The 15,836-nt window shown below is 35.4% G+C and carries 16 protein-coding genes; 9 read left to right on the forward strand and 7 right to left on the reverse strand.

All coding sequences use genetic code 11. The annotated features are described in order from the left end of the window. Window positions 1–62: 62 nt before the first annotated feature. The 3 genes from rnjA to def all read right to left on the reverse strand — a co-directional run bounded on the left by rnjA (window position 63) and on the right by def (window position 2,919). Window positions 63–1,730, reverse strand: coding sequence for a ribonuclease J1 (rnjA, locus tag DM447_RS07975; protein WP_112180713.1), 1,668 nt, complete (start codon window positions 1,728–1,730; stop codon window positions 63–65). A gap of 3 nt (window positions 1,731–1,733) precedes the next feature. Then, window positions 1,734–1,943, reverse strand: a complete 210-nt coding sequence (locus tag DM447_RS07980; RefSeq protein WP_112180714.1) for a DNA-dependent RNA polymerase subunit epsilon — start codon at window positions 1,941–1,943, stop codon at window positions 1,734–1,736. Window positions 1,944–2,361: 418 nt separating this feature from the next. Then, entirely contained in the window at window positions 2,362–2,919 is a 558-nt protein-coding gene (def, locus tag DM447_RS07985; protein ID WP_112180715.1) for a peptide deformylase, read from the reverse strand. Window positions 2,920–3,117: 198 nt separating this feature from the next. Here def and DM447_RS07990 point away from each other — a divergent pair, with 198 nt between their 5' ends. The 6 genes from DM447_RS07990 (at window position 3,118) to DM447_RS08015 (ending at window position 10,338) form a co-directional block, all read left to right on the forward strand. Next, entirely contained in the window at window positions 3,118–3,768 is a 651-nt protein-coding gene (locus DM447_RS07990; protein WP_112180716.1) for a YkyA family protein, read from the forward strand. Window positions 3,769–4,175: 407 nt separating this feature from the next. After that, complete coding sequence (gene pdhA, locus DM447_RS07995) at window positions 4,176–5,258, forward strand: pyruvate dehydrogenase (acetyl-transferring) E1 component subunit alpha (RefSeq protein ID WP_112180717.1); 1,083 nt, start codon at window positions 4,176–4,178, stop codon at window positions 5,256–5,258. A 3-nt stretch (window positions 5,259–5,261) separates the two neighbouring features. Then, window positions 5,262–6,239: an alpha-ketoacid dehydrogenase subunit beta gene (locus tag DM447_RS08000; protein ID WP_112180718.1), complete on the forward strand. Its 978-nt coding sequence runs from the start codon at window positions 5,262–5,264 to the stop codon at window positions 6,237–6,239. A 27-nt stretch (window positions 6,240–6,266) separates the two neighbouring features. Continuing rightward, a complete protein-coding gene (locus DM447_RS08005) occupies window positions 6,267–7,880 on the forward strand; it encodes a dihydrolipoyllysine-residue acetyltransferase (protein WP_112180719.1) in 1,614 nt (537 codons plus the stop codon). Window positions 7,881–7,883: 3 nt separating this feature from the next. After that, window positions 7,884–9,293: a dihydrolipoyl dehydrogenase gene (lpdA, locus tag DM447_RS08010; RefSeq protein ID WP_112180720.1), complete on the forward strand. Its 1,410-nt coding sequence runs from the start codon at window positions 7,884–7,886 to the stop codon at window positions 9,291–9,293. Between the two features lie 163 nt (window positions 9,294–9,456). Then, entirely contained in the window at window positions 9,457–10,338 is an 882-nt protein-coding gene (locus DM447_RS08015; protein ID WP_112180721.1) for a polysaccharide deacetylase family protein, read from the forward strand. 670 nt (window positions 10,339–11,008) lie between these two features. On the opposite strand, the gene DM447_RS08020 is transcribed toward DM447_RS08015, so the two are convergent. Continuing rightward, the gene (locus DM447_RS08020) at window positions 11,009–12,481 is read right to left on the reverse strand and encodes an aminotransferase class I/II-fold pyridoxal phosphate-dependent enzyme (RefSeq protein ID WP_112180722.1); all 1,473 of its coding nucleotides are present in this window, start codon (window positions 12,479–12,481) and stop codon (window positions 11,009–11,011) included. A gap of 122 nt (window positions 12,482–12,603) precedes the next feature. On the opposite strand from DM447_RS08020, the gene DM447_RS08025 reads away from it, so the two are divergent. Then, entirely contained in the window at window positions 12,604–12,873 is a 270-nt protein-coding gene (locus tag DM447_RS08025) for a UPF0223 family protein (RefSeq protein WP_112180723.1), read from the forward strand. Window positions 12,874–12,932: 59 nt separating this feature from the next. Here the strand turns inward: DM447_RS08025 and DM447_RS08030 are convergent, their stop codons facing one another. Continuing rightward, complete coding sequence (locus tag DM447_RS08030) at window positions 12,933–13,550, reverse strand: YktB family protein (protein WP_112180724.1); 618 nt, start codon at window positions 13,548–13,550, stop codon at window positions 12,933–12,935. A gap of 145 nt (window positions 13,551–13,695) precedes the next feature. Between DM447_RS08030 and DM447_RS08035 the strand changes: the two genes are divergently transcribed. Then, window positions 13,696–14,499, forward strand: coding sequence for an inositol monophosphatase family protein (locus DM447_RS08035; protein ID WP_112180725.1), 804 nt, complete (start codon window positions 13,696–13,698; stop codon window positions 14,497–14,499). Window positions 14,500–14,527: 28 nt separating this feature from the next. Here the strand turns inward: DM447_RS08035 and DM447_RS08040 are convergent, their stop codons facing one another. After that, window positions 14,528–14,734 carry a YlaI family protein gene (locus DM447_RS08040; RefSeq protein ID WP_112180726.1) on the reverse strand — a complete coding sequence of 69 codons (207 nt, stop codon included), beginning with the start codon at window positions 14,732–14,734 and terminating at the stop codon, window positions 14,528–14,530. A 202-nt stretch (window positions 14,735–14,936) separates the two neighbouring features. Between DM447_RS08040 and DM447_RS08045 the strand changes: the two genes are divergently transcribed. Further along, on the forward strand, window positions 14,937–15,161 hold the full coding sequence (locus DM447_RS08045) for a hypothetical protein (protein WP_112180727.1): 225 nt from the start codon (window positions 14,937–14,939) through the stop codon (window positions 15,159–15,161). Window positions 15,162–15,171: 10 nt separating this feature from the next. Here DM447_RS08045 and DM447_RS08050 read toward each other — a convergent pair whose 3' ends face one another. Then, a complete protein-coding gene (locus tag DM447_RS08050; protein ID WP_232827952.1) occupies window positions 15,172–15,774 on the reverse strand; it encodes a YhcN/YlaJ family sporulation lipoprotein in 603 nt (200 codons plus the stop codon). Between the last annotated feature and the right edge of the window lie 62 nt (window positions 15,775–15,836).

Genomic DNA, 15,836 nt, shown 5'->3' on the forward strand with positions numbered 1-15,836 from the left:
AGAAAAAAACCGTGCATAGACGGTTTTTTTCTTTGTTTTCTTATCGTTTAACGCTACTTTTATTATACTTCCATAATAATTGGTAGAATCATTGGACGACGTTTGGTTTTTTCAAATAAGAATGGTGCGATTGTATCTGTTATTTCATTTTTGATTTCTGACCATTGTGTCGTTTTTCTTTCCATCACTTTATCTAGGTGAGTAGAAACAATTTTTTGTGCCTCATTGATTAAGTCTTCTGACTCTCTCATATAGACAAAACCTCTTGAAATAATGTCAGGTCCAGAAGCAATTTTAAATTCCTTCATATTGATACTAACTACAACAATTACAAGACCTTCTTCTGAAAGAATTCGGCGATCACGTAATACTATATTACCAATATCACCAATACCGCTTCCATCAACATAAACAGAACCAGAAGGAATCTTACCTGCAACTGCAGCTTTTTCTTTACCTAGTGCTAAAACATCACCAATGTCCATAATAAAACAGTTATTTGGTTCAACATCACATGCAACTGCATGTTTTGCGTGTTCCTTTAACATACGATATTCACCGTGAATAGGCATGAAAAACTTAGGACGTAATAATCTTAGCATTAGCTTTTGTTCTTCCTGTCCACCATGTCCGGATGTATGAATATCATTCAATGGACCATGGATAACATCTGCTCCAGCGTGTGAAAGCATATTAATCATTCTATTGATACTAACCGTATTTCCAGGGATTGGAGAAGAAGAAAATACGACTGTATCACCAGGAATTGTCTGGATTTGTCGGTGTGTTCCTTTAGCGATTCTTGAAAGAGCTGCCATTGGTTCACCTTGTGAGCCTGTACAAAGAATAGTCACTTCATTGGCAGGTAATCGATTAATTTGATGTGATTCAATAAATGCTTCATCAGGTGCATTTATATAACCAAGTTCTCTGCCAATTGCTATCGATGATTCCATACTTCTTCCGAAGATAGCTACTTTACGATTGTGTTTTACAGCACCTTCAATCATTTGCTGTAGTCTGTATATATTTGATGCAAATGTAGCAAATATGATGCGACCGTCAACACGAGTAAAGATATCATTAATACTATCTCCAACTACTCGTTCAGACATTGTAAATCCAGGAACTTCACTATTTGTACTGTCAGACAATAAGCAAAGTACGCCTTCTTTACCAACCTCAGCCATTTTAGCTATGTTTGCAGGTTCCCCAACAGGTGTAAAATCAAATTTAAAGTCACCAGTGTGTACAATATTACCTGGTGGTGTTTTTACTACAATTCCATAAGAATCAGGTATACTATGCGTTGTTCTGAAAAATGTTACAGATGTTTTTCTGAATTTGATTATATCGTCTTCTTCAAATGCATGAAGCTTTGCATTTCTTAAAAGACCATGTTCATCTAATTTATTTTTAATTAACCCTAGTGCAAGTTTACCAGCATAAATTGGTATGTTAATTTCTCTTAATAAGTAAGGGATTCCTCCGATGTGGTCTTCGTGACCATGCGTAACGAATAAGCCCTTAATTTTATCTTGATTTTGCACGAGGTAAGTGTAATCAGGAATGACATAGTCAATTCCTAGCAATTCATCTTCAGGAAACTTAATTCCAGCGTCGATTAATATTATTTCATCCTGAAACTGAATGCCGTATGTGTTTTTACCGATTTCACCAAGTCCACCTAGTGAAAAGACTGCTGATTGATCATTTTTTACGAATTTCATAATTTATCTATTCTCCACTTCGAAATGCTCAGAAAGTTTTTCATATTCTAAATGAGCACCGTTTAATGGCTGGATAAATTCGATATTAATTTTGCGAGTCGCTAACTCTTCTCTTACTTGTCTCTCAGATTCTGCTTCATAATAGAGACTTGTCGTTCTTTCCCTTACAGGAATTTCATTGTGAATTTCTTGATATAATACTTTGAAAATCATTCGATCTCTCCTTCATTCTTCTTCTTTTTTATTTTTATATTGCTTATATTTAAATAGCAATTTTCCTAATGAATTCATTGTACCTGATGTATTGGAATGCTTTACTTACCGACAGTTATTCTTTGAAAGCATTTGGAACTCGATTTTGACCTAATAACTTCTTCCATCGTTTTCTAAGCTTTTCTCTCAGTCGCTTTAACATTTGACTGTACAGCTCCTTTCGATTAGTTAAAGAAAAGCATAAACGTCCGACCGATCCAATCCCTCTATTACTAGTATAGTACGGAATTGCTCGTTTGGAAACAGAAACGTACTAAACTATTACAAAAATTATGAAATAATGGTGTAATTAGTAGTTATTTTTTGCTTGAATAGCTAATCTTATACGAAAGGAGTGTGTATATATTAAAAAAACAAGTTATTCTACATCACAGGCTTTTGCATTATCTGGTTTTAAGAAAGGGTTGTTCTCATTAATATAGTCATAAAACATAATGCCATTTAAATGGTCAATTTCATGCTGTAGGACAACAGCGGCATAACCACGTAATCTCAGTTTAATTGGATCGCCGGCTAAGTTAATAGCTTTTACTGTGATACGTGCATATCTAGGAACATAGCCTTGGACTTCTCGATCGACGGACAAACAACCTTCACCGCTTGATAAAAAAGTTTTCTCGACAGAATGACTAACAATTTTCGGATTGAATAAACCCTCACTATAGAAATTGCCATCAAAATCCTCAAAATGAATGGCAATCATTCTTTTAGATAGACCAATTTGTGGTGCGGCTATTCCGACACCAGGTCTTAATTGATATTTTTCAGCGATCTCTTGATCTTGACTATTTTTAAGAAAATCTAACATTTCGTGCAGTGTCGCGCTATCTTGCTCGGTTGCCGGTAATGCTACTTCTTTTGCAACTTCTTCCAAAATAGGATTACCTTCACGCACAATATCATCCATGGTAATCAACTGGTTCACTCTCCTTATCGGTGTTTTTACTGTTACATAGTGTAACATAACTATTAAATATAATGATATTATATTATTTTTGCAAAAGATATGAGAACTTTTCTAAAATAGTATAAGAAATGTAAAACGTTATGTTATAATATTTTCATAAATGTCAAAAAATATAATAAAAGGCATCAAGATTAAGGAGGCAGCATTTTGAAATTAAAGGTTTTACTTATAGGTTTAGTAAGTATCTCATTATTAGCAGCATGTTCTGGTGAATCCACGACAGAAGAAATGTATGGACATTTAGAGGAAGCGGTGGAACTAGAGAACGAATTTGTTTCCCAACAACAGCCGTTAAATGAACTAGAGGAACAAGAACAAGCAATCTATCAAGAAATTACAACATTAGGAATGGATGATATGGAACAAATCATTTCACTCGCTGATGAAGCATTACAATCAATTGAAGAAAGAAAAGAATTACTTGTTGCTGAGAAAGAGAGTATTGATGCAAGTAAGGAAGAGTTTGATAAAATTGAACCGTTAATATCTGACATAGAAGATGAGACTGTCCAAACAAACGCTAATGAAATGTATGAAATAATGGAAGAAAGATATCAAGCATACATAAACTTACATGATACATATGTTGTATCATTAGAGAATGATCAAGCATTATATGAATTATTGAAACAAGAAGAGCTAGAAGAAGATGCAGTAACAGAGCAAATCGATAAAGTAAATGCGCAGTACGAGAAAGTAATTGAAGCAAATAATACGTTTAGTGAAACAACAGATGCGTTTAATGAAAGTAAGAAGACATTTTACGAATCTACTGACTTAAACGTAACATATGAGTAAACAAAAAAACTTCTCAATTTTGGGAAGTTTTTTTGTTTTTATAATTTCTATTGAAAAAATAGTAATACAGTTAAACGAAAAAAATGAAACAGCTACTTTACGGTAATACTGTTACAGTGTCTTAATCTGTCTATTTTTATACTTTTAAGTTTAAAAAAATTAAATAAAACGAATCAAAGTGTTTGACCATGGTAATAGAATGAGCTAAACTTATAAAAGAATCTAAATTGTACTAATCATGATACGTAATAGCTATGTAACAGTTTTCTACATAGAAATAATTTTAGATTAAAAAAAGTTACTATAGGGTATTGTATAAACAAGTACAATTATGTTCAGTATCTGTACACTCTATATAGGAATAGTGCAGAAAAAATTGAAGGAATAGAAAGGAAGAGGTGATTACTTTGAAACGTACACTTGAAAATGCTGAAAATGAATTTCAAACGTTTCAAATTCTGAATGAAGAAGGCGAAGTAGTTAATGAGAAAGATATGCCAGAACTTTCAGATGATGAATTAAAAGAATTAATGACTAGAATGGTTTATACGAGAATTTTGGACCAACGTTCAATCGCCTTGAATCGTCAAGGACGTCTTGGATTTTACGCACCAACTGCAGGACAAGAGGCTTCTCAGTTAGGAACGCAGTTTGCTTTAGAACAAGAAGACTTTATCTTACCAGCATATCGCGATGTACCGCAATTGATCTGGCAAGGACTTCCACTTTATCAAGCATTTTTATTCTCAAGAGGCCATTATCATGGTAACCAAATGCCTGAAGGTGTAAACGCGTTAAGCCCACAAATTATTATTGGTGCGCAATATACACAAGCAGCAGGAGTTGCTATGGGTATGAAGAAGCGTGGTAAAAAGAACATAGCTATTACTTATACTGGTGATGGTGGTACTTCACAAGGTGATTTCTATGAAGGAATGAACTTTGCTGGTGCATTTAAAGCTCCTGCAATCTTTGTTGTTCAAAATAACCGTTTTGCTATCTCAGTACCTGTTGATAAACAAACAGCTGCTAAAACATTAGCTCAGAAAGCTGTTGCTGCTGGTATTGAAGGTATTCAAGTAGATGGTATGGACGTATTAGCTGTTTATGCTGCAACTAAAGATGCTCGTGAACGAGCAGTAAATGGTGAAGGTCCAACATTAATTGAAACTCTAACATACCGTTATGGTGCACACACAATGGCTGGTGATGATCCGACACGTTACCGTACGGATGAACTTAATACGGAATGGGAGAAAAAAGACCCAATCGTTCGTTTCCGTAAATACCTAGAAGGTAAAGGTTTATGGTCTGAAGAACAAGAAAATGAAGTAACTGAAAGAGCAAAAGAAGAAATTAAAGCAGCAATTAAAAAAGCTGACGAACAACCAAAACAAAAAGTAACAGACTTAATCTCAAATATGTATGAAAAACTTCCTGCACACTTAGAAGAGCAAATGGAAGAATATAAAGCAAAGGAGTCGAAGTAAATCATGGCTCAAATGACGATGATTCAAGCAATAACTGATGCATTGCGCACAGAATTAAAAAATGATGAAAACGTATTAGTATTTGGAGAAGACGTTGGTCAAAACGGCGGTGTATTCCGTGCTACTGAAGGACTACAAGATGAATTCGGTGAAGAGCGTGTATTCGATACTCCTCTAGCAGAATCTGCAATTGCAGGTATTTCAATCGGTTTAGCAACACAAGGTTACCGTCCTGTACCTGAGATTCAATTCTTTGGCTTTGTTTATGAAGCAATGGATGCAATTAATGGTCAAATGGCTCGTTTACGTTATCGTACTGGTAACACAATGAATGCACCAATCACAATTCGCGCACCATTTGGTGGCGGTGTGCACACACCTGAATTGCACGCAGATTCGTTAGAAGGTTTAATTGCACAACAACCAGGTATGAAAGTAGTAATCCCTTCAAATCCATACGATGCAAAAGGATTATTAATTTCTGCAATTCGCGACAATGACCCAGTTGTATATTTAGAGCATATGAAACTATATCGTTCATTCCGTGAAGAGGTTCCAGAAGAAGAGTATACTGTTGAACTTGGTAAAGCTAATGTTAAACGTGAAGGTACAGATGTAACATTAGTAGCATATGGAGCAATGGTTCAAGCTTCTTTAAAAGCTGCTGAAGAGTTAGAGAAAAACGGCATCCAAGCGGAAGTAATTGATCTACGTACTGTTATGCCTTTAGATATGGAAACAATTATTGAGTCAGTTAAGAAAACAAATCGTGTTGTTGTTGTTCAAGAAGCACAGCGTCAAGCTGGTATGGCATCACACATCGTTACTGAAATACAAGAACGTGCAATCTTACATTTAGAAGCACCAATTTTACGTGTAGCGGCACCAGATACAGTTTATGCATTTACGCAAGCTGAAGAAGTATGGTTGCCAAATTATGAAGATATTGTTGAAAAAGTAAACAAAGTAATGAACTTTTAAAATAAAGACTGATGGGAGGTAACAAGAATGGCATATGAATTTAAATTACCAGATATTGGTGAAGGAATCCATGAAGGTGAAATCGTTAAATGGTTTGTAAAAGCCGGAGACGAACTTAAAGAAGATGATGTACTTTGCGAAGTGCAAAATGATAAAGCAGTAGTTGAAATACCATCACCAGTAGAAGGTACTGTAAAAGAAGTACACTTTGACGAAGGAACGGTAGCAACAGTAGGCCAAACAATTATCACCATTGATGCGGAAGGTTATGAAGATCAAGGTGGAAATGAAGAAGCTGAAGAAGCTACTAAAGAAACACAATCTGAATCTACTACAAGTGGAGATAAGGGTGCATATGAATTTAAATTACCAGACATTGGTGAGGGCATCCACGAAGGTGAAATTGTTAAATGGTTTGTAAAAGCCGGAGACGAACTTAAAGAAGATGATGTGCTTTGCGAAGTGCAAAATGATAAAGCAGTAGTTGAAATACCGTCACCAGTAGAAGGTACTGTAAAAGAAGTACACTTTGATGAAGGAACGGTAGCAACAGTAGGTCAAACAATTATTACGATTGATGCTGTTGGATATGAAGGAGAAACGACTTCAGAAGAGCCTGCTAAAGAAGAAAAGAAAACAGAAAAGCAAGCACCAAAGTCTAACTCTAATTCTAAGGAAGTAGATAAAGACCGTCGTATAATTGCTATGCCTTCTGTTCGTAAATATGCTCGTGATAATGACGTATCTATTTCTAGTGTAGCAGGATCTGGTAAAAATGATCGTATCCTAAAAGAAGATATTGATGCTTTCTTAAATGGTGATCAAGTAGCAGAAACTACTACGGAAACGAAATCATCTGATCAAGGTTCAACTGTTATCAAAGATGAGAAAAAAGCGAAATCATCTGCAGCTAGCAAACAAACCGTTCCAGAAGGTAACTTCCCTGAAACGCGTGAAAAGATGACTGCAATTCGTAAATCTATTGCAAAAGCAATGGTTAATTCTAAACACAAAGCTCCTCATGTTACATTACATGATGAAATTGATGTTACTGAACTTGTTGCACATAGAAAGAAATTCAAAACTATTGCAGCTGAAAAAGATATTAAATTAACGTATCTACCATATGTTGTAAAAGCATTAGTATCTGCATTGAAGATGTATCCAATGTTGAATGCATCTATTGATGATGATACACAAGAAATTATTCACAAGCATTACTATAATATCGGTATTGCGGCAGACACTGAAAAAGGTTTACTTGTGCCAGTAGTTAAAAACGCTGACCATAAATCAATCTTTGCAATTTCACAAGAAATTAATGAATTAGGTCAAAAAGCAAAAGATGGTAAACTTTCACCAGACGAAATGAAAGGTGCATCATCTACAATATCAAATATTGGTTCTGCAGGTGGACAGTGGTTTACACCAGTTATTAACTACCCAGAAGCAGGTATCTTAGGTATTGGACGTATTGCTGAAAAACCAGTTGTTAAAGACGGTGAAATTGTTATTGCACCAGTCATAGCATTATCATTAAGCTTTGATCACCGTATCGTTGATGGTGCTACAGCTCAAATGGCAATGAACCAAGTGAAACGTTTACTAAACGATCCACAATTAATTATGATGGAGGCGTAAATTATGGTAGTAGGAGATTTTCCGATTGATTTAGACACACTAGTAGTTGGCGCTGGTCCTGGTGGATATGTTGCAGCAATTCGTGCAGCACAAACTGGACAAAAAGTAGCCATCGTTGATAAAGGTACACTTGGAGGGGTTTGTTTAAACGTTGGGTGTATCCCATCTAAAGCATTAATCCAAGCTGGCCATCGTTTTGAAGAAGCACACGGAGCAGATGAAATGGGTATTAAAGCCGAGAATGTTACCGTTGATTTTTCAAAAGTACAAGAGTGGAAACAAAGCGTTGTTGATAAACTTACTGGTGGAGTTGAAGGTTTATTAAAAGGAAATAAAGTTGAAATTATAAAAGGTGAAGTATACTTTGTTGATAAAAATTCAGTAAAAGTAATGGACGAGAAGAACTCTCAAAGTTACACATTTAAAAATTGTATTATTGCAACTGGTTCAACACCAATTGAAATTCCGACTTTCAAATTTTCAGAACGTGTTATTGATTCTACAGGTGCATTAAACTTAAAAGAAATCCCTAAAAAACTAGTTGTCGTTGGTGGCGGTTATGTTGGTACTGAATTAGGAACTGCTTATGCTAACTTTGGTACAGAAGTTACTATTTTAGAAGGTGCTGACGAGATACTTGGCGGATTTGAAAAGCAAATGTCATCTTTAGTTAAGCGTCATTTGAAAAAGAAAAACGTTACAATTGTTACGAAAGCAATGGCTAAAGGTGCTGAGGTTACCGATAACGGTGTTAAAGTTACCTATGAAGCAAAAGGTAAAGAAGAAACAGTGGAAGCAGATTACGTGCTAGTAACAGTAGGGCGTAAACCTAATACTGCTGAAATTGGTTTAGAACAAGTTGGAATCGAAACAGATGACAGAGGTTTAATCAAAATTGATAAACAATGTCGTACGAACATTGATAACATCTATGCAATTGGCGATATCGTAGCAGGACCTCCATTAGCTCATAAAGCTTCTTATGAAGGAAAAGTTGCAGCAGAAGCAATTGCAGGAGAAAAATCAGAAATCGATTACAATGGTATTCCAGCTGTTGTATTCTCTGAACCTGAATTAGCTACTGTAGGATATGACGAACAAAGTGCAAAAGATGCAGGATTTGATGTTATCGGATCTAAATTCCCATTTGCTGCTAATGGTCGTGCATTATCACTTGGTAGTGGTGAAGGATTTGTTAAACTTGTTACAAGAAAAGAAGATGGCCTAGTATTAGGTGCTCAAATCGCGGGTGCTAATGCAAGTGACATGATTTCTGAACTTGGTTTAGCGATTGAAGCAGGAATGACAGCTGAAGATCTAGCTATGACAATTCACGCACATCCAACACTTGGAGAAATTACTATGGAAGCTGCAGAAGTAGCTATGGGTACACCAATCCATATTGTAAAATAAAGATTAAATGAAAAGCCTATGTTTGGATATCCAAACATAGGCTTTTTCTATGACAATGGTGGCTAATCAAAATTAACTATGAGAAATTTCTTTTGAAAAGGAAGATATTTGTCAGATTTTCCAGTATAATAGTAAATATACATACGACACCAGGAGGGAAACTATGAAACATAAGCTATTCGTACTACTCATTGGAGCAATTCTTTTATTGGTCGGCTGTAATAATGAAAATACAGACGAGAATACGCAAGAAGAAAGTAATGATGAGACACAAACAAACGAAAAAAATCAAGAAGAACAAATAGAAGAAGATGTAGAAGAAACAGATACAGAAACAGAAGAAGATGAAGTAGTTGAAGAAGAACCAGAGTCTGTTGAAGTAGAGTATCAAATTAATTCAGATACTTGGAGTGTAGAACCTCTAAATGATGCTAATGAGGATGTGGTTTTATTAACTATTGATGATGCACCAGATGGTAATGCATTAGAAATGGCAAAAACATTAGTGAAGCTTGATGCGAAAGCAATCTTTTTTGTGAATGGACACTTTCTTGATACGGATGAAGAAAAGGCAGTTTTAAAAGAAATTTATGAAATGGGCTTTCCAATCGGTAATCATACGTATACACATCAAAATTTGAAAGAGGTTAGTGAAGAAGAACAACGTGAAGAAATTGTCAGCTTAAATGATCTAGTTGAAGAGATCATTGGTGAACGTCCGCAATTTTTCCGTGCACCACATGGAGCTAATACTGATTACTCGACACAGCTTGCGGAAGAAGAGGGCATGGTTGTGATGAATTGGACATATGGTTATGATTATTTTACACCATATCAGGATGCTGATAAACTAGCAACCGCGATGATTACAGGAGAAGGGCCAGAAGTCGATATTTCCTATTCATTACTTAAACCAGGTGCGAACCTGTTAATGCATGATCGTGATTGGACTGCGGCAGCATTAGAAGAGATTGTAACTGGTCTCCGTGATAAAGGGTATGAAATGGTAGATCCAGCAGCAATACAAAAAGTGGATGCGAGCTAGAATTTATAAGATTAGATAAAAAACGACGAACAAATGGCATCTATCCATCTGCTCGTCGTTTTTTAAAACCCTTTTCGCGAACATCGTTACTCAATATTCGTACTTGAGAGAAACTGCGACGTAGATTTCTTACTCACTCCACAATTGAAATGGGATCGCTTTCCGTGGGCACGGCTTCAGCTAACTCGGATAAGCAAAAACCGCTTTCCGAGTGGATCTTCAGCCCGCGCTGTTCCCACTGGAGTCTCACCCATTTCAATTGCTCCGCTAGTTTTGTTTATAAATAAGTAAAGCGTTTCCTATTGCATACTGAATTAAAACGTCAGCAACTATATTAGTAAGTGAAAAATATATCAGTTTTCAATCTTCAATGTCAAAAACGTTATAACGTTTTGAAATTAGTTGCTCTAATCAGTGAAAGAAGCAAATGGGTGACACTCTAGTGGGAACAGCACAAGCCGAAGATCCACTAGGTAAAGTGTTTTTCTTTACCTAGTTAGCTGAGGCTGTGCCCACAGAAAGGGAGACCATTTGCTTCTGTAGCGGGTATTATGTCGCAGTTGATGACAATTTTGACGCAAGGTATGTTACGTCAGAGTTTATAAAAATTTAGTAATAAACAGTCTGTTCTTAATATTAATTAGCGTTCCTTCGTTGTACGTGCATGTTTTTATGTTATTGGTTTCATTTCTTTAATGACATGGATCGTTTGAAGTGTATCATCTTCTAAACCTTGGACAGGTAAACCTGCAGCTAAATTTTGTTTAATATATTCTAAATTTTCTTCGGTAATAATCTCTCCTGGAATAAAGATAGGAATGCCAGGTGGATAAACCATAATGGATTCCGCACTAGTTCTTCCAGCAGCTGCTTCTAATGGAACAGTCTCTGATTCAGCATAAAACGCATCACGTGGCGTTATACTTAACAGGGGAATAGCAGGAATGGTAACATCTATTAGATTGTCTGTAGACGACTTTTGATGCGATTTTTCTAGGTGCTGCAATGCCTGTACTAATAAACTTGTTTCTTTACTCGAATCGCCAGGTGTAATGATGCAAAGTATATTGTACATATCAGATAATTCAACTTCGATATTATACTGTTTTCGTAACCATACCTCAACATCATAACCTGTAATACCAAGTTGTTTTACAGAAATAATTAATTTCGTTGGATCATAACCAAATGTTGCTTCACTACCTAACATTTCTTTACCAGCACACAAAAGGTGTGGAATTTTATTTATCTCTTTTCGAGTTGTTTCTGCTAGTAGTAATGTTTCATCTAATAATTGTTTCCCATTGATAGCTAATTGTTTACGGGCAACATCAAGTGAAGCAAGTAATATATAGGATGTTGATGTTGTTGTTAACATCGATAAAACACTTTGTACACGAGAATGTGAAACTAATCCCTCTTTTAAATTCAGAACAGAACTTTGGGTTAGGGAGCCACCAAGTTTATGAACACTCGTTGCAGCTAAATCTGCACCAGCTTGCATCGCAGAGAGTGGTAACTCATCGTGAAAATGAATATGCACGCCGTGCGCTTCATCAACTAGTACGGGTATCTTATGACTGTGGGCGATTTCAACAATACGTTGTAAATCAGCTGCAATCCCAAAATAAGTCGGGTTAATCACAAAAACCCCTTTAGCATCTGGATGTGCTTCGAGTGCTCTATTTACAGATTCAGGTGTAATCCCATGGGCAATTCCAAGTTTATTATCTAACTCTGGATGAACAAAGATTGGAATAGCACCAGCGAAAATAAGTGCAGTTGTTACGGATTTGTGAATGTTACGTGGTACAATAATTTTATCACCAGGGCCACAGACGCTTAGAACCATAGCCATAATTGCTCCACTTGTCCCTTGTACGGAGAAGAAAGTATAATCGGCACCAAATGCTTGTGCAGCTAAATCTTGTGCTTGTTTAATCATTCCTTGTGGATGGTGCAAGTCATCTAATGGTTCGATATTTATTAAGTCGATTGATAGTGCATTTTCTCCTATAAAGGATCGAAAAGTTGGATCCATTCCTACTCCCTTTTTATGACCTGGTATGTGAAATGGAATAGGATTATTTTCAGCATGTTTTTTTAATCCTGTAAATAAAGGTGTTTCATGTTGTGCTTGCATAAAGGCTACCTCTCTTTGTAAAATATAAATGATAGTGATAGAAAACAAATGAATTATAGCAAATTAAAATGTGAATTACTAGTTAGCGATTCACTATGCATAGAAGAAAGGACGGTTATAATATGTCATATAGTTATCCAATAGATCCATCATGGAGTACAACAGATGTAATCGATGTCGTAAACTTTATATCAATTGTTGAGAAAGCACATGAAGATGGTGTTAAACGTGAGGACATTATGTTAGCTTATACAAAGTTTAAACAAATAGTTCCATCTATGAGCGAAGAAAAACAAATTGATAAAAAATTTGAAAAGGATACAGGTTACTCAATTTATCGTGCAATCAAGCAAGCTAAATCCGCAAAAAAAGGTGAACGCGTTAAAATGTAAATAAAATTACTGTTTTTGTATAGCCTAGGTTATACAAAAACAGTAATAACATGTAGACCTTAAATCGTGTCTAAACTGGAGCGATAAAAAGGTATTAATGTATCAATTGTTTCTTTTATATGGTCGATTAGTTCCTTGCCATTCATATCAATAGCTTCTGTAGGGGAAATATGACGGCCAACTAAAAACTCAGCTTTTTTTACATCACGAAACCGTTCTAGATTGGTTTCAGTTAATTCCTTGATCGAAAAAGCATCCTTTTTCATATGATCAAGTGAGACAACGAAATCCTTAGGGAGCTCTTGTAATTCATCCAATTGTTTTATAAACTGTTTTGCTATCTTTTCTTTATATGGTAGTTCATAAATGAACGCGAGCCATATGAAAATATGGTCATCAAACAAGCCAACTTGAAAATGAGGGAGCATTTTATAACCGCGTTTACTATGTGCAACAGCTAGCCATGTATCATTTGGTGGGTTAACAGAACGACGTGCATGTCTTGCAATATGTAAGAACATTTCGTTCCCTAACGTAGCAGATAAATGTGTAGCTAATTCTGTTCCTATAATTTCGAATTTTGGTTGAATCCGTTGTTGGATGGCCTCCATTCTATTTTCTAAACCATCAATTTGGAATGTGTCAAAGTCTTTTTGTTCAAATCCATTAAACGTCATAGTTATTCACCTTTCTACTTCTTTAATAGCTTCTATTTTACCATAAACCAACATGATCTTGCATTATTTACGTTGGAAAGATGCATACATATCAATTTTCTGCTACTATAAACGAAAAGCAACTCTTGAAATGGAGGCTAAAAATATGGATATTACGAATAGAGATCAAATATATCAGTTTGCAAAAGAATGGGTACTAGAAGCCGGTGAGCATATTCGAAATGTAATTGACGAACCATTAACCATTGATACAAAGTCAAATCCAAATGACCTTGTAACACAAATGGATCGAAATACGGAAGAATATTTTGCGAAAAAGATTAAAGGCACTTTCCCGGCACATAAATTACTGTCAGAAGAAGGTTTTGGTGATAATTTAGAAACATTGGATGGAACGGTGTGGATTATTGATCCCATTGATGGCACAATGAATTTCGTTCACCAAAAAAGAAATTTCGCTATTTCAGTTGGAATCTACCAAGATGGTGTTGGTGAAATTGCGTTTATTTATAATGTGATGGAAGATATTCTATATCATGCAAAAAAAGGACAAGGTGCATTTAAGGATATCGTAAAGTTACCGAAACTAGATGAAAAGGTGACGTTAGATCAAAGTATTTTGTTAATTAATAGTTTATGGAGTGGAGAAAATAAACGAATTAACCACGAAAAAATTCAAGATCTTGTTAGAAAAGTCAGAGGAACACGTTCATATGGATCAGCAGCTCTAGAATTTGCTGGAATTGCTGAAGGCGTACTAGATGGATACATTTCCATGAAGTTATATCCTTGGGATTTTGCAGCTGGTGTTATTTTAATCGAAGAAGTTGGTGGTACAACATCGCAGGCTAATGGTAAAGCTTTAAATTTCCTAACAGAAAATACTGTTTTCTCAGGGAACTTCCAAATAGCTAAGGAGATTATAGACAATTACATAGAACTAAAATAGCGAAAAAAGAAGATCCCATTATCTCCTATTACTGGAGGAAGGGATCTTCTTTTTTACGTTCTTGATAAAACTTGAACTTTCCTGTTGCAAGTCTTTTTTTTGTTTTTTCTCCAATGCGATCGGAACAGCTTGGACATAAATATAAATGTTTCCGACGGTTTCTTAATCGTTTTGCTAGAGGAGAGTCAGGATCGATCGTATCAATTGAATCACATATTGGACATTTAACTTGCATCTTACCACACCTCTATTAAATATATATCGTATTTGCTTATTTACTTAAATCATATGGGATTAACCCTTAATTAATAGTTTATCACAGTTTTACTTATATAATAAGTTTTTATGTAACAAAATCTTTATTATACCTTTGTTTGAGATTTTGAAATAAAGGGTAAAATTGTATAGATAGTGTATAAAAGAAGGGTTGGTTATTAATGAAGAAAACAATAGTATATAGTATTGTTGGTCTATTAGCGACTTACTTTATGACAAATAAAAGAATACGAAGAGTACTGGAGTCAAATATGGAAAAAGAAGCAGCTTTTTTTCCAATTGAAGAAGCAGGAGAACCAGAGACAGATAACCCAGAAAATGCAAATATGGTTGATGAGGGTTCGCAATTTGGCGTGAAATACTATAATAACTTACAAGAAGAATAGACAAATTTGTCTATTCTTCTTGATTAAGATGGTTATTTGATTGTTCTTCTTGAATATCTTCTAATTCTTTTTCTTCATTTTCTGGAATTGACTGTTTATTAGAGTCTTTTTCACCTTGATTTGTGTTTTCAGGTGGTAACTCTGGCATATATCGGCCTACAATGGCAGATAATTCTTCCATAACTCCACTTACTGGATCACCAGACTGTACACTACGGGCCATGGCTTTAATTCGTTCTGTAGCATCTGCATCCGCAATAACCATTGCAGTCTTTCCATAAGGATCGTCATGTAATGCTTCTGTAACAGCGTATTTGATAGATCCAACTCTTGTCCGATCTATTTCTTTATCTACGTCTATTCCAACTACCGCATAAGGACCAGCAATAATTGCCGTTGCTTCATTAACATCAGGTACATTATTTGCTAAATTTGCTAAATGTTTTGCGATTTCTTGATTTGATCCATCCTCATTTTGTGATACTTCAGAATCTTTTACATGTAGGACATGATCCTCGTTTCCTTGATTAGCTAAATTCTCTTCTTCTTCTTGCCCCTGACAACCTGCAAGGATAAAAAATATGGATAAAAAGATCATCGTATATTTTATCAAATATATCTTCCTCCTTATAATTTGTGATATGTTTGTACATTTTCTTGTGCTTATTTTTCGTT

Source organism: Paraliobacillus zengyii (assembly GCF_003268595.1).
Lineage (GTDB): Bacteria > Bacillota > Bacilli > Bacillales > Amphibacillaceae > Paraliobacillus_A > Paraliobacillus_A zengyii.

Coding starts and splice junctions, on each gene's coding strand:
- DM447_RS08015 (WP_112180721.1), top strand. CDS start 9,457: ATGAAACATAAGCTATTCGTACTACTCATTGGAGCAATTCTTTTATTG.
- DM447_RS08005 (WP_112180719.1), top strand. CDS start 6,267: ATGGCATATGAATTTAAATTACCAGATATTGGTGAAGGAATCCATGAA.
- DM447_RS08000 (WP_112180718.1), top strand. CDS start 5,262: ATGGCTCAAATGACGATGATTCAAGCAATAACTGATGCATTGCGCACA.
- rnjA (WP_112180713.1), bottom strand. CDS start 1,730: ATGAAATTCGTAAAAAATGATCAATCAGCAGTCTTTTCACTAGGTGGA.
- DM447_RS08045 (WP_112180727.1), top strand. CDS start 14,937: ATGAAGAAAACAATAGTATATAGTATTGTTGGTCTATTAGCGACTTAC.
- DM447_RS08040 (WP_112180726.1), bottom strand. CDS start 14,734: ATGCAAGTTAAATGTCCAATATGTGATTCAATTGATACGATCGATCCT.
- lpdA (WP_112180720.1), top strand. CDS start 7,884: ATGGTAGTAGGAGATTTTCCGATTGATTTAGACACACTAGTAGTTGGC.
- DM447_RS08020 (WP_112180722.1), bottom strand. CDS start 12,481: ATGCAAGCACAACATGAAACACCTTTATTTACAGGATTAAAAAAACAT.
- DM447_RS08035 (WP_112180725.1), top strand. CDS start 13,696: ATGGATATTACGAATAGAGATCAAATATATCAGTTTGCAAAAGAATGG.
- DM447_RS08025 (WP_112180723.1), top strand. CDS start 12,604: ATGTCATATAGTTATCCAATAGATCCATCATGGAGTACAACAGATGTA.
- DM447_RS08030 (WP_112180724.1), bottom strand. CDS start 13,550: ATGACGTTTAATGGATTTGAACAAAAAGACTTTGACACATTCCAAATT.
- DM447_RS07980 (WP_112180714.1), bottom strand. CDS start 1,943: ATGATTTTCAAAGTATTATATCAAGAAATTCACAATGAAATTCCTGTA.